Below are 26,243 nucleotides of genomic sequence, written 5' to 3'. Positions count from 1 at the left end.
TTGATCCGGAGACGCCGCGGGCCGGCCCGCGGCTGGAAACGTCAGGCAGGCAGGCGAATGACGCTGGCATCCTTGCGGATCAGCAGCGACGACGCGAGCATCTGCTTGCACTGGTGCGCGAGCACCTTCAGGTCGTGCGTGAGTTCGGCGCCGACCGCGTCGGAGCGTTCGGCGGCGACGACCATCGCGTCGAGGTCGCGCGTGATCTGCTTGCTCGCTTCGAGCTGGTGCGCGGGCGGCGGCTCGCCGGCTTCGGCCCGCTCGAGGTTCTCGAGCACGGCGGCGAGACCGCGCTGCAGCGCGCCGCCGTGGACGGCAGCGGCCTCGGTGGGGCCGCCGTCGGGCGCGCACGCGTTGCGGATCAGCGGCGCGGCCGCCGTGATCTGCGCACCGAGCACGTGGGTCTGCACGAGCAGGTCGTTCAGCTCGGGCACGAAGCGCTGGTGCGCCTTCGGCTCGATCATCATCCGCTGGAACGCCTGGCCGAGGTTCGCGAACGCGATGTGCACGTTCTTGCGCGCGAGACGGTACTGGTAATCGTCGTCGAGGCTGCCGGACGGCGCCTCGACCGCCGCGGCGATCACCGGCACGACGGCCGCGCCGTCGGCTTCCGGCACGACCGGCGCGCGCGTGCCGCGCCCGGCGCGCCACGCGGCCTGGAAGTACTTGCGGGTGGCCGTCAGCATGTCGGCGACCTGCTTGCCCATCAGCCGGTATTCCCAGTACGGGAACAGCCGGCTCGCGGCGATCGCGATCATGCAGCCGACCACGGTGTCGATCGCGCGCTCGCCGATGATTGCCATGTTGCCGGGCGCGAGCAGGTGGAACATCAGCAGCACGTACGCGGACGTGAACACGACGCTCGCCGCGTAGTTGAACAGCAGCAGGCTGTAGCTCATCACCATCGAGCCGAACATGATCGCGATCAGCAGGTGCGTATCCTTGACCGTATAGATCAGCGCGACGCTCGCCGCGCAGCCGATCAGCGTGCCGACGATACGTGCCGCGTTGCGCTGCTTGGTCAGCGAATAGCCGGGCTTCAGGATGATGATGGTGGTCATCACGATCCAGTACGCGTTGGTGAGCGGCAGCAGCCGCCCGACCCAGAAGCCGACCGCGACCGCGATCGTCACGCGCAGCGCATGGCGGAAGCTCGGCGAGCGCATGTTCAGGTTCGAGAAGACCAGCATCGGCGACACGCTGCGGCGCTGCAGGAAGCGCGTGAGCGCCTTGTCGATCTTCAGTTCGGTCTGCTGCGGATCGGCGCTGCCCGACAGGTTGCGGCGCATCCGCTCGATGAGGCGCGTCGCGCTCCAGATGCGCCGGAACGTCGAGAGCACGGCCGCATACGCTTCCGCGTTGGTGGCCGGGAAGTTCTTCTTGCGCATCAGCTCGATCTCGTACTCGATCGCGCGCAGCTCGGCCTTCACGCTGATGCGCGAATGCGGCGTGCGGTTCTCGAGCACCGCGAGGCCGATCTCCTCGAGATCGGCGGCGGCCTTGCGGATCAGGTCGCGGTAGAAGATGATCAGGTCCGACCCGCCGAACGTGTTGCGCACGAGCGGGTAGTCGGTGTGCGCGCCGACGAACAGCTCGTGCAGGTCGACGCTGTTGATGAACAGGTTGTACATCGCCACGCGGCCCGGATCGAGCTTGCCGCGCCGCAGCTTCGGCAGGTTGCGCAGCACGATGTCGCGCGCGGTTTCCTGCGTCTCGACCGCGGTGATCTGTTTGGCGACCAGGTTGCGGTAGCACTCGTCGAGATCGGCGTCGAGGTCGTAGAACGCCGCGCGCGCGAGCAGGTAGTCGGCGCACGCGAACAGGCTCTCGGCGAGCGCCTGCTGCTCGATCCGGCGCGCCTGCCACTGCGACACGACGGTGGCCCAGTACGTGTACCAGAGGCCGCCCGCGAGAATCCAGCCCGCGTTCACGAACGCCTGCAGCGGCGTGAGCTTCTCCTCGAGCGTCATCACCATCATGAACAGCGTCGCGAAGCTGATTTGCGGCCAGCGGTTGCCGTAGACGACGATCAGCGACAGCACGAACGTGAGCGGCACGATCGTCAGCCACAGCGCGAAGATGTTCGGCGTCGCGAGCCCGGTGGCGAGCGCGGCGAGAAAGCCGATCACGCTGCACGCGAGCATTTCGTTGTGCTTGTACTTGAGCGGGCCCGGCATGTCGACCACGCACGCGCCGAGCGCGCCCGTCGCGATCGTGAAGCCGAGCTCGCGGTTGTTGAACACGATCAGGCACAGCACGGCCGGCAGCGACACGCCGACCGCGATCCGCAGGCCGCCGAAAAAATACTGGCTGTAAAGAAACTTTCTGATTTCGACGGAATAGCGCATCGATAAGCGGTATGGCTGACGGCGACGCCAGGGGGGGGGCGTCCGGACTGGCGACGAGTCTATCGTATTTCGCGCTGCTCAAGACCCTGGCCGTTCGACGGATGCCCGCGGCGGCGGCCCTTTGCTATGCTTGGTGCTTTCGATCGCCCGGCCCGTCCGGCGCGACGCTCCGACGCCTGCTTCATGCTCCATCTCTTCTATTCGAACCGCCACGAAACACTCGCCGACGCGCTGCTCGACGATCTCGCCGCATTCCCGGCCCGCAACGGGCCGTGGGCGCAGCAGCAGATCATCGTGCCGAGCGCGGCGCTGCGCCGCCGGCTCGAGCTCGACATCGCCGAGCGCCACGGCGTGTGCGCGAACGTCGAGTTCACCTATCTCGCGCAGTGGCTGTGGGCGCAGATCGGCCGCGTGCTGACGGTGCCGGCGCGTTCGCCGTTCGCGCCCGACCGCCTCGTCTGGCGCTGCTACCGGCTGCTCGCCGAAGCGGCGGGCGACGCGCCGTGGCGCGCGTCGCCGCGGCTCGCCGCGTATCTCGCCGCGTCCGACGATGCGATGCGCTACGAGCTCGCGCACCGGATCGCGACGGTCCTCGATCATTACCTGACCTATCGCCCGGAGTGGCTCGCCGCATGGCAGGCCGGCGAATCGGTGCTCGCGGGCGACGGCGCGCCGCGCGCGGCCGACGACGCCGCGCGCGACGACGAGCGCTGGCAGGCGGCGCTGTGGCGCGCGCTGCTCGCGGAGCTGAGCGACAGCGGCACGCCGCCCGCGCACCGCTTCCTCGGCGAGGCGCGCCATCTCGACCTCGACACGGTCGCGCGCGCGGACTGGCCGGAGTCGGTCAGCGTGTTCGCGCTGCCGACCATGCCGCCGCTGCACGTCGCGCTGCTGCGCGAGCTGTCGCGCTGGATCGACGTGCGCATCTACGCGCTCAACCCGTGCCGCGAATTCTGGTTCGACATCGTCACCGCCGCGCGCGCCGAGGCGCTCGACGCGGCGGGGCAGCGCGACTATCAGGAAGTCGGGCACCCGCTGCTCGCCGAATGGGGCCGCCAGACGCAGGCGCAACTGCACATGCTGCACGAGCTGACCGAAAGCGCGGCGTCGAGCGACGCGACGCGCTATGCGGAGAATCCCGCGCCCACCTGGCTCGCGCGCATCCAGAACGCGATCCTCGACCTGCAGCCCGAAGCGGCGCTCGGCGAGCCGCCGGCGGAACACGGCATCGAGGTGCATGTCTGCCACAGTCTCGCGCGCCAGCTCGAGGTGCTGCACGACCGCCTGCTCGCGTGGTTCGACGCCGACGCGAGCCTGCGGCCGTCCGACGTGCTCGTCGCGGTGGCCGACCTCGCCGCGGCGGGGCCGCTGATCGACGCGGTGTTCGGCACGGCCGGCACCGGCAGTGCGCGCATTCCTTACCGGGTCTCCGGCCTGCCGCCGTCGCAGGCGAATCCGGTCGCGCGCGTGCTGCTCGACTGGCTCGCGCTGCCCGAACGGCAGGTTGGCGCGCCCGAGCTGATCGAGTGGCTACGCGTCGACGCGGTGGCCGCGCGCTACGGCATCGACGCGGCCGCGCTCGAGACGGTGCAGACCTGGCTCGCGGCCGCCGGCGCGCGGCGCGGGCTCGCGCCGCAGCCGAGCGACGACGCGCGGGTGCCGTCGCCGCGCCACACGTTCTCGGATGCGCTGGCCCGCCTGTTTCTCGGCTATGCGATGCCGGACGGCGCCGCGCCGGTCGGCGCGTGGCTGCCGGTCGAGGCGGCCACGGGCAGCGAAGCCGAACTGCTCGGCCGGCTCGCGCGCTTCACCGACGATCTCGACGGGTTTGCGCGGCGGGTGTCGGAGCCGCACACGCCACGCGCGTGGAGCGAACTGTTCGCCGATACGCTCGCACGCTTTTTCGATTCCGGCGCCGCGTATGCGGACGCGCTGTCGGGCGTGCGCGACGCGCTCGACGCGATGCTGGCCGCGATGACGGAGGGCGCGCCCGAGCAGGTGCTGCCGGCTGCCGTCGTGCGCGCGGGGCTGACCGCCGCGCTCGACGATCCGGCCCGCGGCGGCGTGCCGTGGGGCGGCGTGACGTTCTCGTCGCTCACGAGCCTGCGCGGGCTGCCGTACCGGGTCGTGTGCCTGCTCGGCATGGACGACGGCGTGCTGCCGAGCCTCGCGCGCGCGGACGAATTCGACCTGATGGCGGTGCTGCCGAAACTCGGCGACCGGCAGCGGCGCGACGACGAGCGCAACCTGTTCCTCGACCTCGTGCTCGCCGCGCGCGACCGGCTGATGATCGCGTATACGGGGCGCAGCATCCGCGACAACGCGCCGCTGCCGCCCGCCGCGCTCGTCGACGAATTGCTCGACCATCTCGCGCTGGTTGCCGCCGGCCCTGACGCCGCGCCGGATGCGGTCGACGCCGCGCGCCGCGGGTTCATCGTCGAGCATCCGCTGCAGCCGTTCGCGGCCGCGTATTTCCAGCCGGCGGGGCCGCTCTTTTCGTACGACGCGGAACGGGCGTCGCTCGCGACGCTGCTGAGCGCCGATGCGTCCCGCGACGGCGCGCGCGGCGCGGCGTTCTTCGCGCAGCCGTTGCCGGCCGAGCCCGTCGAGCCCGTCGCGTTCACCGACTTCGAGCGGTTCTGGCGCCACCCGGCGCGCGCGCTGCTGCGCGAGCGCCTCGGCATCGTGCTGGCGGACGCGCAGGCCGAGCTGCTCGACACCGAGCCGTTCGCGCTCGACTTCGCGGGCAGCGACGCGCTGGCCGGGCGCGTGCTGCCGCTGCTGATCGAATCGGGCGATGCGCGCGTGCAGGATCACGCGCTGCGCATCGCGGACGCGAGCCCGGAACTGCCGGGCGGCGCGACCGGCGCCGTGTGGCGCGACCAGGCGCTCGGTTCGCTGGCGCAACTGGCCGCGAACGTGCGGGGCGCGCTTGCCGACGGCGCCGAGCGCCGGCCGTTTTCGATCGAGGTCGCGCCGGCGTGGCCCGCAGCGGAGCACGCGTGGTTCGGGCCTGACGACGCCGCGCTGTCGCGCGACGCGGTGGCCGAGCCGCTCGTGCTGCACGGCACGCTGAACCGGCTGACGGGCGCGGGGCAGGTGATCTATCGCTATGCGCGGCCGAGCGCGCGCGATTACCTGTCCGCGTGGCTCGCGCATCTCGCCTACTGCGCGGCGGTGCCGGACGGGCCGCGCCGCACGCTGTGGTTCGGCAGCGGCGGCGCGTTCGAGCTGACGCCGGTCGCGGCGCCGCTCGCGCGTCTTGCGCCGCTCGCCGCGCTGTTCCGCGCGGGCCGGCGCATGCCGCTGCGATTCTTCCCGCGCAGCGCGTGGGCGTGGGTCAACGAAAGCGAAGCGAAGGCGGCGAGCGTCTGGATCAATGACCGGGTCGTGAGCGAAGCCGACGACCCCGCGCTCGCGATTGCGTGGCGCGGCGCGAACCCGTCGCTGGACGAGCCGTTCGGCGCGCTCGCGCGGCTCGTGTTCGAGCCGCTCGTCGAACATCTGAAGGAGCTCGCATGAGCGGCGCATCGCATCCGCAGGCGTCGCTCGAGCTCGACGTGTTCGCGTGCCCGCTCGACGGCGTCAACCAGATCGAGGCGTCGGCGGGCACCGGCAAGACCTGGAACATCTGCGCGCTTTACGTGCGGCTGCTGCTCGAAAAGGATCTCGGCGCGGACCAGATTCTCGTCGTGACCTTCACGAAGGCCGCGACCGCGGAACTGCACGAACGCATCCGCGGCCGGCTCGCGCAGCTCGCCCATGCGCTCGACACCGGCGACGACGGCGGCGATCCGTTCATCACGCGCCTCGTCGACACGACGCTCGGCGACGGCGGCGTGCTCGATCCGCAGACGGCCGCGAAGCGGATCCGGCGCGCGCTGCGCGCGTTCGACCAGGCGGCGATCCACACGATCCACGCGTTCTGCCAGCGCGCGCTGCAGGAGGCGCCGTTCGCCGCCGCGATGCCGTTCGCGTTCGAGATGCAGGCCGACGACGCGGCATTGCGCTTCGAACTGGCGGCGGATTTCTGGCGCACCCGCGTCGAGCCGACCGCGGCGCGCTGGCCGGGCTTCGCCGCGTGGCTCGTCGAATCGGGTGCGGGCCCGGCCGCGCTCGACGCGCAGCTCGCGCGCCGGCTGAAGAAGCCGCTCGCCGCGTTGCGCTGGGATGGCGTGGACGAGCCCGACGAAGCGGTGGAGGCGGCCGCGGCCGAATGCTTCGCGGAGGCGGCGCGGATCTGGGCGGCCGAGCGCGACGCGATCGACGCATTGCTGCGCGCCGCGCAGCCGGCGCTCAACCAGCGCTCGCACAAACCGGAGGCGGTCGCCGATGCGCTCGACGCGTGGGCCGCGCATTTCGCGCATGCCGACGCGACGGCCGGGTTGCCCAAGGCCGCGCTGCGGCTCACGCGCGCAGCGCTCGTCAAGGCGACCAAGAAGGGCGGCGCGACGCCCGACCATCCGTTCTTCGACGTCGCGGATGCGCTCGACGCCGCGGTGGCCGCCGCCGAGGCCGCGCAGCGCGCGCGCTGGCTCGCGCTCGTCGCCGTGTGGCTCGACGAAGCGCCGCGCGCGCTGGCCGAGCGCAAGCGCACGCGGCGCGTCGTGTCGTTCGACGATCTGCTCGCGAACCTGTACGACGCGCTGCACACGCATCCATGGCTCGCGCAGACGCTGCGCGCACGCTATCCGGCCGCGCTGATCGACGAATTCCAGGATACCGACCCGCTGCAGTTCGCGATCTTCGACCGGATCTTCGCGCCGGGCGGGCCGCTGTTCCTCGTCGGCGATCCGAAGCAGGCGATCTACAGCTTCCGCGCGGCGGATCTGCATACGTACCTGGCGGCGCGCGCGCGGGCGAGCGCGTGCTACACGCTCGCGGTCAACCAGCGCTCGACGCCGGCGGTGGTCGATGCGTGCAACCGCTTCTTCATGTCGAACCCGCGCGCGTTCGTGCTCGACGGCCTCGACTACTACCCGGTGCGGGCCGGCACCCGCACGCGCGCGCCGCTCGCCGACGAGACGGATACCGGCCCGGCGGGCGACTTCCGGATCTGGACGCTGCCGGGCGGCGACGACGTGTGGCTCAAGCGCGATGCGCAGGCGCACGCCGCGCAGGCCTGCGCGGCGGAGATCGCGCGGCTGATGCAGGGCGCGCGCGACGGTCGCGTGCGGCTCGGCGACACGCCGCTGTCGCCGGGCGACATCGCGGTGCTCGTGCAGACGCACAAGCAGGGCAGCCTCGTGAAGCGCGTGCTGGCGACCTGGGGCATCGGCAGCGTCGAGCTCGCGCAGGCGTCGGTGTTCTCGACCGGCGATGCCGAGCAGCTCGAACGCGTGCTGGCGGCGATCGACGCGCCGGGCGACCTGCGGCGCCTGCGCGCGGCGCTCGCGTCGGACTGGTTCGGTCTCGACGCCGGCGCGCTGTGGCGCATGGAGCAGGGTGACGGCGATGCGCGCGGCGCGGCGGTGCAGGACGCCGACGGCGCCGACGCGATGAGCTGGGTCGAGCGCTTCTCGCGCTATCGCCTGCTATGGCGCGAACGCGGCTTCGCGGTGATGTGGCGCACGTTCACGCGCGAGCTGCGGATCGCCGAGCGGCTGATGGCGGGCGCCGACGGCGAGCGCCGCGTGACGGACGTGAACCATCTCGCCGAGCTCACGCAGGCGCGCGCGTCCGCGCAGCCGGGCATCGCGCCCACGCTGCGCTGGCTCGCCGCGCAGCGGCTCGACGGCGGCGGCGAGGAGGCGCAGCTGCGCCTCGAATCCGATCGCAACCTCGTGCAGATCGTGACCGTGCACAAATCGAAGGGCCTCGAATACGCGATCGTGTTCTGCCCGTTCCTGAACGACGGCGCGCTGCGCGAGCCGTTCGCGTCCGCGCTGCCCGACGCGCGCGAGTATCACGACGAGGCGGGCGACGCGGTGCTGCACTACGGCTGCGACGACGAGGCCGCCGAGCATGCGGCGCGGCAGGCGCTGCGCGAGCAGGCGGCGGAACGCGCGCGGCTCGTCTACGTGGCGCTGACGCGCGCGGTCTATCGCTGCTACCTCGTCGCGGGGCCGTACCTGTCGTCGCGCTCGACGCGCGAATCGCGGCGCAGCGTGCTGAACTGGCTCGTGGCCGGCGGCGGCCAGTCGTTCGACGCGTGGCTCGACGAGCCGCCCGACGAGGCCGCGCTCGACCACGCATGGCGCGCGCTCGCGGGCGGCCCGGTGAGCGTCGCGCCGTTGCCGGCGCCCGCGCGCCGCGAGCGGCTGGCCACCGGGCACGACGCATCGCAGGCGCTGGCGGCGCGCCACGCGTCGCGCCTGCTGCGGGATGCGTGGCGGATCGCGAGCTTCAGTTCGCTGACCGCATCGGCGGCGCGCGAGGAGGCGGGCGTCGCGGCCGTGCCGGACGACGAGCTGCGGCCCGACCATGACGCGCTGGCCGAACTCGCGCCGGACGGCGACCAGGACGACACGCCGCCGGCGCTCGCGCCGCCCGACGACGACATCCTCGTGTTTCCGCGCGGCGCGGCGGCCGGCGAATGCCTGCACCGCCTGTTCGAACTGAGCGATTTCACCGACCCGGCGTCGTGGCACGGGGCCGCGCTCGGCGCGCTGCACGACCGGCCGGTCGAGGCGGAGCCCGAGCTGGGCCAGCGGCTTCCGGCGATGATGGCGCGGCTCGTCGACGACGTCGTGCGCACGGAGCTGGTGCCGGGCATGCGGCTCGCCGATCTCGATCCCGCGAAGCGGCTGAACGAAATGGGCTTCCTGTTTCCGGCGCCGTCGCTGGAGCTTGCCGCGCTGCGCCGGCTGCTGATCGCGCACGGCTATCCGGACGTCGCACTGGAGGCGGGCGTGCTCGCCGGTTTCATCAAGGGTTTCATCGACATGATCGTCGAACATGACGGCCGGTTCTGGATCGTCGACTGGAAGTCGAACCATCTCGGCAATACGCCGGACGCCTACGGCCCGCGCGCACTCGACGCGGCGATGGCCGATCACGCGTATCACCTGCAGGCGCTGCTCTACACGGTTGCGCTGCATCGTTACCTGCGCGGCCGGCTGCGCGACTACGACTACGACACGCACATCGCGGGCTACCTGTACCTGTTCGTGCGCGGCGTGCGGCCAGGCTGGTGCAGCGGCGGCGAGCCGGCCGGCGTGCATGCGCGGCGGCCGGCCCGCGAGCTCGTCGACGCGCTCGACCTGCTGATGGACGGAGGCCGCGCATGAGCGCGCCCGACGATCTGCTCGAATTCACCGGCGGCCTCGTCGCGCGGCTGCCCGAGCCCGCGGATTTTGGCATCGCGCTCGCGGAAGGTTTCGCACGCCGGATCGGCGAACTCGCACGCCGCGCCGGCGCGCCGGCCGCGGCGTCGCGCTGGGCGGCGCGGGCCGCGTTCGCGGCGAGCCGGGCGACCGCCGGCGGCCATGTGTGCGTGGCGCTCGGCGCGCTCGCGCAGCGTTACGACGAACCGCTCGCCGACGTGCGCGCGGCGCTCGCGGCGAGCGGCATCGCCGCGTTCGGCGCGCTCGCGCGTGGCGACGAGCGGCCGCTGATCGTCGACCGTCACGACCGTCTCTACCTCTCGCGCTATTTCGACTACGAGCGGCGGCTCGCCGAAGCGCTGGTCGCGCAAGCGGGCGAAGGCGCCGCCGCCGACGCGCTGGCGCCCGACGTGCTGCGCGAGCGCCTCGCACGCTACTTCGGCCCGGCGGCCGGTGACGTCGACTGGCAGCGCGTCGCGGCGATCGTCGCGTTGACGGGCCGCGTGACGATCGTCAGCGGCGGCCCCGGCACCGGCAAGACGACCACGGTCGTCGGCGTGCTCGCTTGCCTGCTCGACGCGCATCCGGATCTGCGCGTCGCGCTGGCCGCGCCGACCGGCAAGGCGGCGCAGCGGATGCAGGAAGCGCTGCACGCACGCGCCGGTGAGCTGCCGCCCGAGCTCGCCGCGCGGCTGCCGAACACGTCGTACACGCTGCACCGCCTGCTCGGCGGCGGTGGGGCGGCAGGCTTCCGCCATCATCGCGACAACCCGTTGCCGTACGACCTGATCGTCGTCGACGAGGCATCGATGATCGACGTCGCGCTGGCCGCGCATCTGCTCGACGCGCTCGCGCCGGGCGCGCGGCTCGTGCTGCTCGGCGACAAGGACCAGCTCGCGGCGGTCGAGGCGGGCGCGGTGTTCGCCGAATTGAGCGCGCGGCCGTCGTTCAGCGCGGCGGCCCGCGCGCGCATCGCCGAGGCGCTCGGCATCGACGAAGCGGCCTTCGTCGCGGCGCTGCCGGTGCCGGACGACGTCGCGCCGGCAGCGGCTGCCGTACCTGCCGCGGTCGAGCCCGTGCGCCAGCCCGTCGCCCCGGCGAAGATCGACACCCGGCAGGCGTCGCTGTTCGACGACGAACCGCCGGTGGAAGCGGCCGTCACGATCGATGAGCCGGCCGGCGACGCGGACGAAGCGCCCGCGTGGATCGAGGCCGACGAGCTGCAGTGGCTCGACGCGGTGGCGCTGCCGCCACTCGATGCCGTGCCGCTTGTCGCCGCGACAGCCGAGACGGTTGCCGTAGCCGAGAACCGCCCGTCGCCCGCGCCGCTCGCGGACTGCGTCGTATGGCTCGAGCGCAATTACCGCTTCGGGCTCGACTCGCCGATCGGCCGCCTGTCGCTGGCGATTCGCCGCGGCGCGGTGCAGGACGCGCTCGACGCGCTGCCGGCGAGCGACGCGGCCGCCGCGTCGTTCCACGAAGATGCCGGCGACATGCTTGCCACGTCGACCATCGAGCGCCTCGCGCAGCGTTTCTCGGCCTACCTGGATGCATTGCGCGGCGCGCTCGCGGCCCCCGCGCCGGACCCGTTGCCGCTGTTCGATGCGCTCAACCGGTTCCGGATCCTGTGCGCGACGCGCGGCGGGTCGCGCGGCGCCGAGCACGTCAATGCGCTCGTCGCGGCGCACGTGCGTCGTGCCGCGCACGTGCCGCTCGCGGTCGGCGCGCACTGGTTCACCGGGCGGCCCGTGATGGTGACGCGCAACGATTACGCGCTCGGGCTGTTCAACGGCGACATCGGCATCGCGCTGCCCGACGCGCAGGGGGCGCTGCGCGTGTGGTTCAGGCGCGCGGACGGCACGGCGCGCGCGGTGTCGCCGGCGGCGCTGCCGCCGCACGAGACGGCGTTCGCGCTGACCGTCCACAAGTCGCAGGGCTCGGAGTTCGACGAGGCCGCGCTCGTGCTGCCGGCGACGTTCGGCCGTGTGCTGACGCGCGAGCTGGTCTACACCGCGGTGACGCGGGCGCGCACGCGCGTGCAGGTGATCGGGGGCCGCCGCGTGCTCGCGCAGGCGATCGCGACGCGCACGCAGCGCGATTCGGGCCTGTCGGCGCGCATCGACGAAGCGCTCGCGCGGCGCCGTGCGGAGGTGTCGCGATGACGATCCGCTACACGCTCGATCCGGCCGAGATCGAATGGACCGCGGTGCGCGCGCAGGGGGCAGGCGGGCAGAACGTCAACAAGGTGTCGAGCGCGATTCACCTGCGCTTCGACATCCGCGCGTCGTCGCTGCCGCCGCTGCTCAAGGAGCGCCTGCTCGCGCTGTCGGACCAGCGCATCACGCGCGACGGCGTGGTCGTGATCAAGTCGCAGGAGCATCGCACGCAGGAGCGCAACCGCGAAGCCGCGCTCGCGCGGCTCGACGCGCTGATCCGCGGCGTGGCGGTCACGCCGCGCGCGCGCATCGCGACGCGCCCGACGCGGGCCTCGAAGGAGCGGCGGCTCGAGCACAAGGCTCGCCGCAGCGACGTGAAATCCGGGCGCGGGAAGATCGTGGATTGAGTCTTGTGGATTGAGGCGGGCGGCGCGACGCCGTCGCCAGCCGCGCTCAGCGCATCACCGTGCCCGCGCTGTCGAGCACGAAGTCGACGCAGAACACGACGAGCCGGTCGTGCGCACGCGTCGCGACGGCGGCCGTATAGCAATCGCGGCCTTCGGTCAGCGAGAAGTGCGGGCCCATCAGCGCGACGCGGCCCGGTGCGGCGATCGCACGCTGGAAGTACGGGCGGCGCGACCAGTTGCTGTGCGTCTCCGGAAAGAGCGGCGACAGGCGCGTGGTCGCCGGATTGCGGTCGTCCGGCTGGGCGCCGATCGACGGCAGGAACTGTTCGCCGATCTCGTTCGTGACGAACACGCGGCGCGCCGACGGCACCACGAACACGCGCTGCGCGGCTTCGGGCAGGCTGTCGGTCGAGGCGAAGGTGGCCGCGCCGGCGAGCACGAGGCGCTCGATCGCGTCGAAGCCCGGCTGCTCGGCGCTCGTCTGCGCGCGGCGGCGTGCGATGAAGCGCTTCCACGCGGCATCGAGCATCGCGGGCGCCGCGGCGCTCGCGCGCGCGATCGACGGGTCCGGCTGGCCGAACTGGAAGCCCTGCACGAAATCGATGTCCGCCTCCATCAGCGCCTGCAGCGCGTCGTCGCTCTCGACACCTTCGGCCAGCACCATCGCGCCGGCCTGATGCAGCATCGACACGAGGTGGTGCATGATGCGGCGGTCGTCGGCGGCCCACGTCGCGCGCTCGACGAGCGAGCGGTCGAGCTTGACGATGTCGGGCTTCGCGCGCCATACGCGGTCGAAATTCGAAAAGCCGGTGCCGAAATCGTCGATCGCGATCAGGAAGTTGCGGTGCTGGATCATGTCGATCGTGCGGGCGAGCGCGGCTTCGTCGCGCGACGGCTGCTCGACGACTTCGAGCACGATGCGGTTCGGCGGCAACGCGAAATGCTTGCACAGCGATTCGACGAACTCGCGCTGCACGAGCCCGGAGTCGAGCACGCGCGGCGTCACGTTCAGGAACAGCCAGCCGTCGCCGATGCCTTGCGAGACGAAATTGGCGGTATGCAGGCAGCGGGCGAGGCGGTCGAGCAGCAGGGCATCGGCGACGCCGCGCGTCTTGTCGAACAGCGCGCCGGGCGAGACCGTCGCGCCGGATGCGTCGACGATGCGCAGCAGCGCTTCGTAGCCGACGACGCGCTTGTGCGTGATCGACAGCACCGGCTGGAACACGCTGCGCAGCGTCACGCCGCGGTAGTCGGTCACCCAGCCGCTGGGCGTCGGCGTCAGGCGTTCGAGCAGGGATTCGAGCGAGAGACCGCGGATCTGCGTCATGTCAGCGGCGCGCAGGGACGGACGGCCGCCCGGCGGCGCGGTGCGTCGCCGAAGCGGCCGCACGCGCAGGCAGGCGCGGTAGAACGAGGTCCATCTTGACCGCCTCCTGCGGATAATTGTTCGGAGTGTAGCGAGAACCGGCCGGTTCGCGTATCAGGGTAACTCCACACGCAAGCCGCAGACAAGCCGGCCAGGCCGGGAAACACGCACGAACGTCGACGCAGATCAAGGTTGTGCGACGTGGCGACGTGCGCCGCGCACGCGCCGCCCGTCAGGCCGCTTCGCCGCCGCCGCGCGGCCGGATGCCCGGGATCCGCCGGATCACGCCGGTCGCGAGCGCGGTGCCGACGAGCACGATCGCGCAGCCTTCCAGCATCACGGCCGATACGCGTTCGCCCAGGAACAGCGCGCCCCACAGCAGGCCGAACACCGGGATCACGAAGGTCACGGTGATCGCGCGGGCCGGCCCGACGTGCGCGATCAGGTGGAAGTAGATGAAATACGCGATGCCCGTGCACGCGATGCCGAGGCTGAGCACCGAGCCCCACGCGTGCGCGCTGACCGGCGCGGCTGGCCACGTCGCGATCGCGAACGGCAGCAGCAGCACCGTCGAGCCGATCATGCTGCCGGTCGCGCTGACGATGGGGTCGACGCCGCCGAGCTTGCGCTTCGTGTAGTTGGCCGCGATGCCGTACAGCAGCGTCGCGCCGAGCGCCGCGGCGGCGGCGAGCATCGTCGCGCCGGCGCCCGCGCCGCCGTGCGCGTTCGCCACCTGGTCCCAGACGAGCGTCAGCACACCGGCGAAGCCGATCATGAGGCCGAGCACGCGCGGCAGCGACAGCTTGTCCTTCAGCCACAGGTAAGCGACGAGCGCGACCCACAGCGGCGCGGTTGCATTGATCACCGACGTCACGCCGGCCGACAGCGTCAGCTCGGCGAACGCGAACAGGCAGAACGGCACACTCGAGTTGAGTGCGCCGACGACGAACAGCGGCCACGCGCGCTGGCGCAGTTGCGTGCCAAGCTCGGCGGGTTTCATGCGGGTCAGCGCGAGGCCGACCAGGAACAGCGCGCCGATGCCGACGCGCAGCGCCATCAGCGGGGCGACGCCGAGCTCGGCGACGCCGATCCGGATGAACAGGAACGATGCGCCCCACAGGGCAGCGAGGATGGTCAGCAGGACAGCGTTTTTGGGTGACATCGCGTGGGGCTGGGGGCGGCGGAGGGGATGCGATGAATCTTACACCGCGCGGCCCGGCCCACGTTTCACGATCGAATGAAATGGCAAGAAGCGGCAGTAAGCCCCCGGCCGGTGGCTGTCAGCGATGGCGCCAGCCGCCGCCGTGGCGGCCGCCGAAGCCGAAATTGAGCGACACCGCCGGGCCCCACCAGCCGCCGTAGGCCGGTGCGTAGGCCGGCGCCGGGTAGTAGTAGGCGGGCGCGGGTTCGACGTAGGCCGGCGCGGTCGGCACCGGCGCGGCCGCGTAATAGCCTGACGGATAGTAGCCGTACGGGTAATAGCAGCCGGCGAGGGACGCGCACGCGAGTGCTGCTGCGACGAAAGTCCTGGTCATGATGGTTCCCCCGGCAAGGCTGGCTTGGTGCCGATGCTTCAGCTTAGGCCGTGCGCGTGTGACACGGTGTGCAAAACGGTAACGGATCATTTCGTGATCCGCTCCGGGGGGGCCACATGGCAAGCCCTGGCTTGCACGCAAAAACGGCGCTTCCGCACCGCGAAAACGCCGTTCTTCAGATCACGCGGCGCCCTGCGAGCGGGCGGCCGGTTTACTTGCCGATCTGGTTGCCGATGAGGCCGCCGGCAGCCGCGCCGCCGAGGGTCGACAGGGCATTGCCGCCGATCGCCGCACCCGCGACGCCGCCGACGCCCGCGCCGATGGCCGTGTCGCGCTGGCGTCTCGTCATCGAGTCGCAGGCCGTCAGGCTGCTGGCCATCGTCGCGACGAGCAGCGCACATACCCCAATACGCCGAATCGAATTCATGATCGCTGTCCTTGATGTTGTGAACGGAGGCCGCACGGCCGATCGGTGGCCGTACATGAACCCAATCTACGCGCCGGCCCTGGCCGCTGCTGTAAGGACTTGTTAGGGCATTCGCGCTTTCGTAATCAATTGTTTCCCGACCCGCGGCAGGCACGCGGGATGAAAAAAGCCCGCTCGAAAGCGGGCTTTGTGCATTGCGGCGCGATCCGGCGCCGGCTGCTGCGCTTACTGCCGGTGATAGATCTCGGCGCCGGTCTTGACGAACTCGACGGCCTTGACCTCCATGCCTTTCTTCAGCGCTTCCGTTTCGGACACGCCTTGCTGCGCCGCAAACTCGCGCACGTCCTGCGTGATCTTCATCGAGCAGAAGTGCGGGCCGCACATCGAGCAGAAGTGCGCGACCTTCGCCGAATCCTTCGGCAGCGTTTCGTCATGGAATTCGCGTGCCTTGTCCGGATCGAGGCCCAGGTTGAACTGGTCTTCCCAGCGGAACTCGAAGCGCGCCTTCGACAGCGCGTTGTCGCGCACCTGCGCGCCCGGGTGGCCCTTGGCGAGGTCGGCCGCGTGCGCGGCGAGCTTGTACGTGATGATGCCTTCCTTCACGTCGTCCTTGTTCGGCAGGCCGAGGTGCTCCTTCGGCGTCACGTAGCACAGCATCGCGGTGCCGAACCAGCCGATCATCGCGGCGCCGATGCCGGACGTGATGTGGTCGTAGCCCGGCGCGATGTCGGTGGTGAGCGGCCCGAGCGTGTAGAACGGCGCTTCCTTGCACCAGTCGAGCTGCAGGTCCATGTTTTCCTTGATCAGCTGCATCGGCACGTGGCCGGGGCCTTCGATCATCACCTGCACGTCGTGCTTCCACGCGATCTGCGTGAGCTCGCCGAGCGTCTTCAGCTCGCCGAGCTGCGCCTCGTCGTTCGCGTCGTAAATCGAGCCGGGGCGCAGGCCGTCGCCGAGCGAGAAGCTCACGTCGTACGCCTTCATGATTTCGCAGATTTCCTCGAAATGCTCGTACAGGAAGCTTTCCTTGTGATGCGCGAGGCACCACTTCGCCATGATCGAGCCGCCGCGCGACACGATGCCCGTCATCCGGTTCGCGGTGAGCGGCACGTACTGCAGGCGCACGCCCGCATGGATCGTGAAGTAGTCGACGCCTTGCTCGGCCTGTTCGATCAGCGTGTCGCGGAAGATTTCCCAGGTCAGGTCCTCGGCCTTGCCGTTGACCTTTTCCAGCGCCTGGTAGATCGGCACCGTGCCGATCGGCACCGGGCTGTTGCGGATGATCCACTCGCGCGTTTCGTGGATGTGCTTGCCGGTCGACAGGTCCATCACCGTGTCGCCGCCCCAGCGGATCGCCCACGTCATCTTGTCGACTTCCTCGCCGATCGACGACGTGACGGCCGAGTTGCCGATGTTCGCGTTGATCTTCACGAGGAAGTTGCGGCCGATGATCATCGGCTCCGATTCCGGGTGGTTGATGTTCGCGGGGATGATCGCGCGGCCGCACGCCACTTCCGAGCGCACGAATTCCGGCGTGATCTCGGTCAGCGCATTGGGGCCGAACGCGGCGGCGCCGAACGCCTGGCCCGGGTGCTGGCGGCCCATCATCGCGGCGAGCTTCGCGCCGTTCGGGCCGCTCGCCTTCAGGCTTTCCAGGTACTCGGCGCGGCGCTGGTTCTCGCGGATCGCGATGTACTCCATTTCCGGCGTGACGATGCCTTGCCGGGCGTAGTGCATCTGCGTGACGTTCTTGCCGGCTTGCGCGCGGCGCGGGTTGCGGTGCAGGCCCGGGAAGCGCAGGTCGGCCGTGGCCGGGTCGGCGGCGCGTTCGAGGCCGTACTGGCTGGTGAGGCCCGGCAGCGTCTCGGTGTCGCCGCGCGCTTCGATCCAGCGCTGGCGCAGCGCGGGCAGGCCTGCGCGAATGTCGATCTTCGCGTCTGGATCTGTATAGGGGCCCGACGTATCGTAAACGTAGATCGGCGGATTCTTTTCGCCACCGAAGCCGGTCGGCGTGTCGGCCTGCGTGATTTCGCGCATCGGCACGCGGATGTCGGGCTGCGAACCGGTGACGTAGACCTTGCGCGAATTCGGCAGCGGGGCGACGGCTGCGGCGTCGACGTGGGCGTCGGCGGAAAGAAACTTCGGATTGGCGTTCATGCGATCTCCTGTGGGCGACCCGAACCGGCGCTTGAGCGCTCGATCGGGCCCCGTGCAAAGCTGTTGTGGGGCGCGAGCTAAGCAGGAGACGAGATTCGTGAGGCGGCGGGATTCGTCAGAAGGAATGGCGGCGAAGCCCGTACGCTTCCCTGCGCTGGCATTACCCAGATCAGGTTCAAAGGGTATTTCTCACCCGCAAGTGCCGGTTTGTTGACCGAGCGCATTGCAGGACCCCCGCGTTAGCAAGCGCACACGATACACCGGCTTCGCGGCGGTTTCAACCGGGGACAGTTCCGTGCCGGGCGCGCGGCCGCAGCATCGCGCGGCATGCGTGGGTGGCACGGCGCGCGCCGCACGTGGAGCGGCGGCCGCGTGGACGCCGCGGCGCAATGCAGCATCGGGCTGCTGAGCATGCCGCGAAAAAATTTTTCGCGATGGCCTGTCATATCGCGTGGCGTCGTCCGTCTATTCGGCTCCTCAAACCCATGTACTGGAGTGAAGTCATGAAAAAAGCACTGATGGCAGCCTGTGTCGCCGGCCTCGCATTCGCGGTGACGGGCGCCTACGCGCAGAGCGACGCGATGTCGAAGGATCAGGCGCCGATGTCGAAGGACGCGATGGGCCACGACGCGATGGCGAAAGGCGACGCGATGAAGAAGGATGGCATGAAGAAGCATGCGATGAAGAAGGACGCGATGAAGAAGGGCGCCATGTCGAACGACGAGATGGGCAAGCCGATGCAGGGCGACAAGATGAGCCCGTCCAACTGACGGGAGGTCCGCACGCGTGGCCGGCCACCGCGCTGCACGCGGCCGGCGCGTGCGCGGACGCATCGTCGGCGCGGTTCGTCGTGCGTTGTGCACGCTCGCCGTGCCGCAGGTGGCCGAACAGGCCTGCGCGGACGCACACGTCGTGCAGGCCGTTGGCGCGGCCGCGCCGCGCACCGAAGGAGTTTTCACCATGCAAACCGTTCCCGCCACGGGCCGTGCGGCTGCGTCGCCGCCCGCCCGGCCCATCCACCCGCTGTGGGTGCGCGTGAGCCACTGGCTCAATGCGCTCGCGGCGCTCGTGATGGTGCTGTCCGGCTGGCGCATCTACGATGCGTCGCCGATCTATCCGCCGTTCGCGTTCCCGCACGGCATCACGCTGGGCGGCTGGCTCGGCGGCGCATTGCAATGGCATTTCGCGGCGATGTGGCTGCTCGCCGGCAACGGGCTGTTCTACCTGACGATGGCGCTCGCGACCGGGCGCATCGCGCGCAAGTTCTTTCCGGTCTCGCCGGCGGCCGTGCTGCGCGACCTGGTCGCGGCGCTGCGCGGCAAGCTCGCGCACGACGACCTGAGCGTCTACAACGCGGTGCAGCGCGTCGCGTACCTGACGGCGATCCTGGATCTCGTCGTGCTGGTGCTGTCCGGCCTCGTGATCTGGAAATCGGTGCAGTTCCCGCTGCTGCGCACGCTGCTCGGCGGCTACGACAACGCGCGCGTCGTGCATTTCTGGGCGATGTCGGTGCTGGTCGCGTTCTTCGTCGTGCATATCGCGATGGCGCTGCTGGTGCCGCGCTCGCTGCTCGCGATGCTGCGCGGGCGCTAGGGAGATCATCATGTCCGAACCCGAAGACAAGCGCGCCCCGACGCGCTGGACGCTCGACCGCCAGGCGCTCGCGCTCGACGTGCGCCGCGAGCTCGCGATGCCGTCGCGGCGGCTGTTCAACCGGCGCATCCTGACGCTCGGCGGCCTCGCGATGCTGTCCGGCTGCTCGCTGCAGGACGATGCATCCGTGAACACGTTCCTCGAGAAGGTGTCGCGCATGAACGACCGCGTGCAGGCCTGGCTGTTCAGCCCGGACCGGCTCGCGCCGACCTACACCGAAGCCGACCTGACGCGGCCGTTCCCGTTCAACGCGTACTACGGGATCGACGAGGTGCCGCATGTCGATGCGTCGACGTACAAGCTCGCGCTGTCCGGGCGCGTGACCGGCAAGCGCGTGTGGACGCTCGACGAGCTGTACGCGCTGCCGCATGCGGAGCAGATCACGCGGCACATCTGCGTCGAAGGGTGGAGCGCGATCGGGCGCTGGGGCGGCACGCCGTTCGGCGCGTTCCTGCGGCGCGCGGGCGCGGACATCCACGCGAAATACGTCGGTTTCAAATGCGCGGACGATTACTACGAAAGCATCGACATGCCGACCGCGCTGCATCCGCAGACGCTGCTGACCTTCGAGTACGACGGGCAGCGGCTGCCGGCGGAATTCGGATTCCCGATGAAGCTGCGGATGCCGACCAAGCTCGGCTACAAGAACCCGAAGCACATCATGGAGATCTTCGTGACCGATACGTACCCGGGCGGGTATTGGGTCGACCAGGGGTACAACTGGTTCGGCGGATCGTAGGCGCAGCCGCGGCCTTGCCGCCGTGTTGCGCGGCGGGGCCATGCGAAGGCCGGTCTCGCCGGCGAGCCTGGACACGGCGATCGCGCGCTTCTGCGGTGCGGCCATTGGTTGCGCGCAGCGCTGCCGGCAGGCGGCGGAATTCGCGTCCGGGCCGATTTCGCGCCTGCTTTCAAGAAGCGCGGTGTCGAGCGGCCGCGCGATCGCGCGCATCCGGCCGAACACACGCGGCCATGTGATGCCGAACAGCTTCGCGGCCTGAGGCTGGCCCATCCGGAAAGAAGCCGTCCCGCCGAACCGTCTGCCGATCGCATTCAGTCAGGCGCGCAAGCGGCTTTCGACGCTGTGCCGTGGGCGTCGCGTCGGGAAGCTGACGAAATTCGTACATGTCTCATTGTTCGCGCATCGTGGGGAATCTAGCATTGGCTCTGCGATTGCGACACGTTCGCACTAGCTGCCAGTGCCGCGCTCATTGCCGTGGCATGCGTCGGTCAATCCGCATCGGCGTGCAGCGGAGCCCATCTCATTTTTCTGCATGGCGAATTGAAGGCCAGGCCTGCATGCCCGGCCGGCTGGTTCGTGCGCGGGTTCCCTCTCGAACTGTTACGTGGAGAATCATCGAACATGAGTCTTGTCATATTTCGCCGTCGTTGGTCGTTCACTTTGCTCTGCGTGGTCACGGGTATGACGTTGTCGGCCTGCGGAGGGGACGACTCCGGCGCACCCGCTGTCGTCGCGCAGGAAAGGGAGGCGCAGCAGGGGCACGAGGTCATTGCGGATACCGTCGCGGTGTCCGACGAGCCAGGGGCGCCTTCGGATCCGGCGTTTTCGCAGCAGCCCGAGCCGCCGGAGGTGGACGGACCGCCACTGGCGCCGGCGCCGGATCTGCCCGAAGCGCCCGCACCGATCGTGCCGCCTGCACCGATCGAACCACCTGCACCGATCGAACCACCTGCACCGATCGTGCCGCCCGCACCGATCGAACCTGCACCGATCGAACCTGCACCGATCGAACCGCCGCCTGATCCACCCGCACCACTCGACACGAGCCTCGAGATCAGGAACCTGGCAACCGGTAAAAATCTCTGCCTGGCGGTTTCAACGAGCAACGGCACATATGTCGGATTCCAGTCGTGCTCGGGCGCGGACGCGCAGCGCTGGCGCATGGAGCGGGCCGCGAGCGGCTATTTCAAGGTGAAGAACGTGTTCACCGAATCGCAGGGCAGGGACGTCTGTCTGCGCGCGGCCCCGTGGAAACCGGGCACGGTCAATATGTGGCCGTGCGACGGCACCGATTTCCCGACGACGCGGCTGTGGCGCGCGGACGTTGACGCGAATGGCTCGTTCACGATGCAGAACAAGCACTGGTCGGATGTCGGCGGAGGCGCTTCGCTGCAATCGACGGACCGCACGCTCGCAATGCTGCCGGCCGTCGACCAGCCTGCCGCGCGCTGGACCTACGACGGCGAATTGCCGTCGCCGATGCGAATCGTGACGGGCAATCGCCGGGTGCTGCTGATGTCGGCGCATTTCACCGGCCAGACGGCGAATCCTGCCGAGCCGGTCCGCAAGGCTGTCTTCGGCGACGGTGCGGATTTCGCTTCGCTCGCGCACTATGTCGGATTGGCGTCGCGGGGCAAACTGACGCTCGGTGGCACGATGCTCGCGAACGTCGATCTCGGCGCGTTCCCGGCCGGATGCAATTCGGGCGCCATCCTCGGTCAGGCGAGGGCTGCCGCGCAAGCGCGCGGCGTCGATCCCGGCGCGTACGACTATCTGTTCGTCGACTTCCCGCGTTCCAGCGAATGCAAATTCGCCGGACTGGCGGCGCGGCCGGGGCAATGGATTCTGTCGAACGGTTCCGGCCACGCGTACTGGATGTGGGCGCACGAATTCGGTCACGGGCTCGGCGCGGGGCATCCCGATTCGCTGCGGAATTGCCCGGTCGAGGGCGGCACGGTCATGCTCGGCGCAGGCTGCGCGACGGGCGGCATCGACGATCCGGCCGACCCGGTGGGCGGCGGCGGCCGGCGCATGTATCCCGTCGATTACCAGCTGTTCGCCGGGTGGCTCGACGAGACGGACGTGCCGCTGCTCCTGAAGCCGGGCACGTACCGCCTTGCTCCGCTCTGGAGTGCGCTGCCGGGCAAGCAGGGCTATCGCCTGCCGCGCGGCGATGGCTCCTACCTGGTGCTCGAGTTCCGTCGGCCGCGGGGGGCGAAGGGCACGTACGAAGACTGGCCCGACACGTCGCCGTTCGCCAACGGCGTAGCCGTGCGGATCGTCCGCTATCCGGGCGGCAGCATTCAGAACACGCTCGTCGACGCGACGCCGGACAGCAAGGACGGCATGAAGGACGCGCCGTTGATGCCCGGCAAGTCGCTCGTCGACACGGTGTCCGGGCGGCGCATCACCGTGCTGTCGGCCGATGACAGCGGCGCTGTGATGCAGGTCGAGGCGGTCCGCTGACTGCGCGCCGTACCAGCCCCGGGAGGCGGGACGAGCGCAGGCGCCCGGCCGGGTGTCGCGCCGAAACGTCAGTCGGCAACCTTTCAGGCAGGACGCCCGCTTCCTTTCGAATCCTTGATGCCATAATGCCAGGCGTGCGCAGCCGCAGCGGTTGCGCACCTTTTTTTGTCCCTCTGCCGCCGGCCCCGCCGGTTTACTTCGTCGCCGTTCGCACTGTCATGTCGTTCCGCACGTTTGCCTCCGCCGCCCTGGCCCCGTCCGGGCCGTTTGCCGGTTGTTCCGGCGTCTTTCAGCGAGGCACGCGGCGCGCCGCGCGGGCAGGCTGACGATGGGCCCGCTCGACCGACTCCTCGATTTCTTCACGCGTCATCCGCTGCGCCTGCCGCAAAGCCGCGGCGGGCGCGTCGCGCTGGCGCTCGTGTTCATCTACTTCGTGTGGGGCTCGACCTATCTCGGGCTGCACGTCGCGCTGCAGTCGTTCCCGCCGCTGCTGCTGTCCGGGCTGCGCAACCTGCTCGGCGGGATCGGGCTGTTCGTCTTCGCGCTGCGCCGCAAGCCGCAGTGGCCGACGCTCGTCGAGATCCGCAATTCGGCGATCGTCGGCACGATGCTGGTCGCGCTGTCGTCCGGGACGATCGCGCTCGGGATGCGCACCGTCAGCAGCGGCTCGGCCGCGGTGATGGTCGCCACCGTGCCGCTGTTCGCGACCGTGATCGCGGCGGTGGCCGGCCGGCCGGTGACGAAGGGCGAGTGGGCGGCGGTCGCGCTCGGGATGGTCGGCATCGTCGTGCTGAACTCGGGCGGCGCGGCCGCCGCGAACTCGGCGCTCGGCACGATCTCCGTGCTGGCCGGTGCGCTGTTCTGGGCGGGCGGCGCGCATCTCGCGACGCGCCTCAAGCTGCCGTCGGACCTGTTCCTGTCGACGTCGCTGCAGATCGGCCTGGGCGGCCTGATGTCGACGTTCGCCGCGTTCATGCTCGGCGAGCGCGTCGAGCAATTCGCGGTGCTGCCGGTGCTCGCGTTCGTGTACCTGATGGTGTTCTGCACGATGGCTGCGTATGTCGCGTACGGCTACCTGATTCGCCACACGAGCCCGATCATTTCCAGCAGCTGCATGTACGTGAACCCGATCGTCGCGGTCGCGCTCGGCGCGCTGTTCCTCGGCGAGCCGGTGACGATGGCGACCGTGATCGCGACGCTCGCGATCCTCGGCAGCGTCGGGCTGTCGTTCGTGTTCGATCCGGCCCGCAAGCGCGCGTCGCAAGCGGCTGCCGCGAGCGCACCGGCGCCTGCACCGGCATCCGCGTCCGCATCCGCATCCGCACCCGCATCCGCATCCGCATCCGCATCCGCATCGACGCCGGGGCCAGGGCCGGGGTCGGTGCCCGCGTCAGCCCCCGCATCCCCGGCCTCCGACGATCTGTAGCGCCGGCGCGCGGCGCGTTAGCCGCCGTGCCGGCCGCCGCGGTGGTGGAACCCGCCCGCGAGCGCGGCGAACAGCAGCCCCGCCGCGCACATGCCGGTCCAGCCGAACGCGCGCCACGCGAGCACGCCGGCCGACGAGCCGAGCGCGCCGCCGATGAAATAGCACACCATGTACACCGTGTTGACGCGGCTGCGCGCGTCGGGCTTCAGCGCGTAGATGCGCGACTGGTTCGAGATCTGCGCGGCCTGTACGCCGACGTCGAGCACGACCACGCCGATCACGAGCCCCGCGATGCTCGCGCCCGACAGCGCGAAGATCACGAACGACGCCGCGACCAGCGCGATCGCGAGCGTGATGATCGCGCGCGGCCCGCGCGCGTCGGCGAAGCGCCCCGCATACGGCGCGGCGAGCGCGCCGGCCGCGCCGACGATGCCGAACAGGCCGGCCGCCTGCGGCCCGAGATGAAACGGGGCGCCCGCGAGCAGCAGCGTCAGCACCGGCCAGAACGCGCTGAACGCCGCGAAGATCGCCGCACCCGTCAGCGATGCGTCGCGCAGCCCGCGCAATTCCACCGCGAGATGCCACATCGAGCCGAGCAGCTTGCCGTACGGCAGCGTCGACGTCGGCGAGCTGCGCGGCAGGCGCAGCACGATCACCGCGGCGAGTGCGACGAGCGCCGCGACCGACGCGCCGAACACCGCGCGCCAGCCGAAGTATTCGGCGACGAAGCCGGCCGCCGTGCGCGCGAGCAGGATGCCGATCAGCAGGCCGCTCATCACGGTGCCGACCGCCTGCCCGCGCGCGGCGGGCGGCGCGATCTCGGCGGCGAACGGCACCGCCTGCTGCGCGATGGTCGCGAGCACGCCGATCGCCAGGCTCGCGGCGGCGAGCACCGCGATCGACGGCGCGGTGGCCGCCGCGATCAGCGCGGCCGACAGGCCGGCGATCTGCAGCAGGATCAGCGTGCGGCGGTCGAAGCGGTCGCCGAGCGGCGCGAGCAGGAACATCCCGGCCGCGTAGCCGAGCTGCGTCGCGGTCGGCACGGCGCCGATCCACGACGCGTGGCCCGGAAACGACGCGCGGAAGCTGTCGAGGAGCGGCTGGTTGTAGTAGATGTTCGCGACGGACACGCCCGCGATCGTCGCGAGCAGCAACAGCAGGCTGCGCGAGTAGTGGGGCGACGCGGTGCCGTGGGTCGGACGATCGGGGGCGATGGAGGACATGGCGATACGGAGCGCTCGGGTGTGACGTGACCCGCGCGGCGCGGCGGCTGGCGGCGGCGCGCGCCGGGCATCGGGCGGGGGAGCCGATGATACCGGAGCCGTGCGAAACGTGCCGGCGATGGCCGGGCCTGGCGGGAGGCGGGCGCCGGCCCGGCGGAGCCGTCGACGCACACGCCGCGGCAACGGCTGCCGCGACGCCGGAAAGGCCGCCACGGCGGCGCTCAGTCGACGAGTTCGCCCGTCGGTTCGTAGAACGGATACGGGCCGTCGCCCTCGTCGACATACACGTGATGCGTGACCATGCCCGTTTCGGGCGCGTAGCGATGCACGGCGAACGCGGGCGGCTCGAGCCGGAACGCCGACGGCGCGCCGTCGCGCAGGTCGAACGCGACCTGGTGCGCGGGCGCCGGCACCGCCGACGCGATCGTGCCACCGAAGCGCGCGAACATCGTCCGATGCACGTGGCCACACAGCACGCGCTCGACGTTCGGATGGCCGCGCAGCAGCGCGTCGAGCTTCGCGGCGGCGGCGGGCGTGAGCCGCAGCGCATCCATGTGGCCGATCCCCGACGCGAACGGCGGGTGATGCAGCGCGACGATCACGGGCCGTGCGCGCGCGGCGTCGAGCTGGGCCGCGAGCCATGCGAGGCGCGCGTCGCACAGGTCGCCGACGCTCGTGCCGGGCACCTGCGAATCGAGCGCGAGCACGCGCACCGCGCCGACGTCGAACGCATACTGCACGAACTCGCCGTCCCGCCATTCGTCCCGCTCGGCGAACGCGCGGCGCAGCGCCGCGCGATCGTCGTGATTGCCGACCATCAGGAAGTACGGAATCTCGAGCGGCGCGAGCAGCGCGCGCAGATGGCGGTATTCGTCGTCATGGCCGAAATCGGTCAGGTCGCCGGTGACGAGCACCGCGTCGGGGCGCGGCTCGAGCGCGTTCAGGCGCGCGATGCAGCGCGCGAGCGCGGCGGCGGTGTCGACGCGCCGGTACGCCAGCATGCCCGGCCGTTTGATATGCAGATCGCTGATGTGTGCAAGCAGCATCGTCATTCCTCGGATCGTCTGGTTATCGT

The 26,243-nt window shown here is 70.6% G+C and carries 18 protein-coding genes and 1 riboswitch; of the genes, 10 read left to right on the top strand and 8 right to left on the bottom strand.

All coding sequences use genetic code 11. The features are described 5' to 3' along the window. Positions 1–41: 41 nt before the first annotated feature. Positions 42–2,348, bottom strand: coding sequence for an FUSC family protein (locus tag ABFO07_RS13520; RefSeq protein ID WP_059882788.1), 2,307 nt, complete (start codon positions 2,346–2,348; stop codon positions 42–44). Positions 2,349–2,531: 183 nt separating this feature from the next. On the opposite strand from ABFO07_RS13520, the gene recC reads away from it, so the two are divergent. From recC to arfB, 4 genes are read left to right on the top strand one after another with little or no spacing between them, the layout of a single operon-like run. After that, positions 2,532–5,870 carry an exodeoxyribonuclease V subunit gamma gene (gene recC, locus ABFO07_RS13515; RefSeq protein WP_059802976.1) on the top strand — a complete coding sequence of 1,113 codons (3,339 nt, stop codon included), beginning with the start codon at positions 2,532–2,534 and terminating at the stop codon, positions 5,868–5,870. After that, positions 5,867–9,577, top strand: a complete 3,711-nt coding sequence (recB, locus tag ABFO07_RS13510; RefSeq protein ID WP_347467608.1) for an exodeoxyribonuclease V subunit beta — start codon at positions 5,867–5,869, stop codon at positions 9,575–9,577. Before recC ends, recB begins: the two co-directional genes overlap by 4 nt. Beyond that, entirely contained in the window at positions 9,574–11,775 is a 2,202-nt protein-coding gene (locus ABFO07_RS13505) for an AAA family ATPase (RefSeq protein ID WP_347467607.1), read from the top strand. The genes recB and ABFO07_RS13505 overlap by 4 nt, the downstream gene beginning before the upstream one ends. Next, positions 11,772–12,176 (top strand): alternative ribosome rescue aminoacyl-tRNA hydrolase ArfB, encoded by a 405-nt coding sequence (arfB, locus tag ABFO07_RS13500; protein ID WP_059564819.1) that lies wholly within the window; start codon positions 11,772–11,774, stop codon positions 12,174–12,176. Before ABFO07_RS13505 ends, arfB begins: the two co-directional genes overlap by 4 nt. Before the next feature lie 46 nt (positions 12,177–12,222). On the opposite strand, the gene ABFO07_RS13495 is transcribed toward arfB, so the two are convergent. From ABFO07_RS13495 to thiC, 5 genes are all read right to left on the bottom strand, one after another. After that, entirely contained in the window at positions 12,223–13,503 is a 1,281-nt protein-coding gene (locus ABFO07_RS13495) for an EAL domain-containing protein (protein WP_059564820.1), read from the bottom strand. 271 nt (positions 13,504–13,774) lie between these two features. Beyond that, on the bottom strand, positions 13,775–14,704 hold the full coding sequence (locus ABFO07_RS13490) for a DMT family transporter (RefSeq protein WP_124490315.1): 930 nt from the start codon (positions 14,702–14,704) through the stop codon (positions 13,775–13,777). Between the two features lie 118 nt (positions 14,705–14,822). After that, positions 14,823–15,077 (bottom strand): hypothetical protein, encoded by a 255-nt coding sequence (locus tag ABFO07_RS13485; protein ID WP_059802826.1) that lies wholly within the window; start codon positions 15,075–15,077, stop codon positions 14,823–14,825. A 211-nt stretch (positions 15,078–15,288) separates the two neighbouring features. Beyond that, entirely contained in the window at positions 15,289–15,504 is a 216-nt protein-coding gene (locus ABFO07_RS13480; protein ID WP_059882779.1) for a glycine zipper 2TM domain-containing protein, read from the bottom strand. 225 nt (positions 15,505–15,729) lie between these two features. Continuing rightward, positions 15,730–17,661, bottom strand: a complete 1,932-nt coding sequence (thiC, locus tag ABFO07_RS13475) for a phosphomethylpyrimidine synthase ThiC (RefSeq protein WP_059564824.1) — start codon at positions 17,659–17,661, stop codon at positions 15,730–15,732. 128 nt (positions 17,662–17,789) lie between these two features. Further along, positions 17,790–17,907: riboswitch (TPP riboswitch) on the bottom strand. Positions 17,908–18,164: 257 nt separating this feature from the next. On the opposite strand from thiC, the gene ABFO07_RS13470 reads away from it, so the two are divergent. The 6 genes from ABFO07_RS13470 (at position 18,165) to ABFO07_RS13445 (ending at position 23,945) form a co-directional block, all read left to right on the top strand. Next, positions 18,165–18,431 (top strand): pentapeptide MXKDX repeat protein, encoded by a 267-nt coding sequence (locus ABFO07_RS13470; protein WP_059564825.1) that lies wholly within the window; start codon positions 18,165–18,167, stop codon positions 18,429–18,431. A gap of 190 nt (positions 18,432–18,621) precedes the next feature. Beyond that, the gene (locus tag ABFO07_RS13465; RefSeq protein WP_347467602.1) at positions 18,622–19,254 is read left to right on the top strand and encodes a cytochrome b/b6 domain-containing protein; all 633 of its coding nucleotides are present in this window, start codon (positions 18,622–18,624) and stop codon (positions 19,252–19,254) included. A gap of 10 nt (positions 19,255–19,264) precedes the next feature. Continuing rightward, positions 19,265–20,053 (top strand): molybdopterin-dependent oxidoreductase, encoded by a 789-nt coding sequence (locus ABFO07_RS13460; RefSeq protein ID WP_347467601.1) that lies wholly within the window; start codon positions 19,265–19,267, stop codon positions 20,051–20,053. A 40-nt stretch (positions 20,054–20,093) separates the two neighbouring features. Then, positions 20,094–20,312, top strand: a complete 219-nt coding sequence (locus tag ABFO07_RS13455) for a hypothetical protein (protein ID WP_322243897.1) — start codon at positions 20,094–20,096, stop codon at positions 20,310–20,312. A 422-nt stretch (positions 20,313–20,734) separates the two neighbouring features. Further along, on the top strand, positions 20,735–22,519 hold the full coding sequence (locus ABFO07_RS13450) for an RICIN domain-containing protein (protein ID WP_347467600.1): 1,785 nt from the start codon (positions 20,735–20,737) through the stop codon (positions 22,517–22,519). A gap of 328 nt (positions 22,520–22,847) precedes the next feature. After that, positions 22,848–23,945 carry an EamA family transporter gene (locus ABFO07_RS13445; RefSeq protein WP_347467599.1) on the top strand — a complete coding sequence of 366 codons (1,098 nt, stop codon included), beginning with the start codon at positions 22,848–22,850 and terminating at the stop codon, positions 23,943–23,945. A 17-nt stretch (positions 23,946–23,962) separates the two neighbouring features. Here ABFO07_RS13445 and ABFO07_RS13440 read toward each other — a convergent pair whose 3' ends face one another. Then, a complete protein-coding gene (locus ABFO07_RS13440; RefSeq protein WP_347467597.1) occupies positions 23,963–25,168 on the bottom strand; it encodes an MFS transporter in 1,206 nt (401 codons plus the stop codon). 221 nt (positions 25,169–25,389) lie between these two features. Further along, the gene (locus tag ABFO07_RS13435) at positions 25,390–26,214 is read right to left on the bottom strand and encodes a phosphodiesterase (RefSeq protein ID WP_060350742.1); all 825 of its coding nucleotides are present in this window, start codon (positions 26,212–26,214) and stop codon (positions 25,390–25,392) included. Between the last annotated feature and the right edge of the window lie 29 nt (positions 26,215–26,243).

Source organism: Burkholderia stagnalis, assembly GCF_039848545.1.
GTDB lineage: Bacteria > Pseudomonadota > Gammaproteobacteria > Burkholderiales > Burkholderiaceae > Burkholderia > Burkholderia stagnalis.
This window is presented reverse-complemented; position numbering and strand designations above follow the sequence as displayed.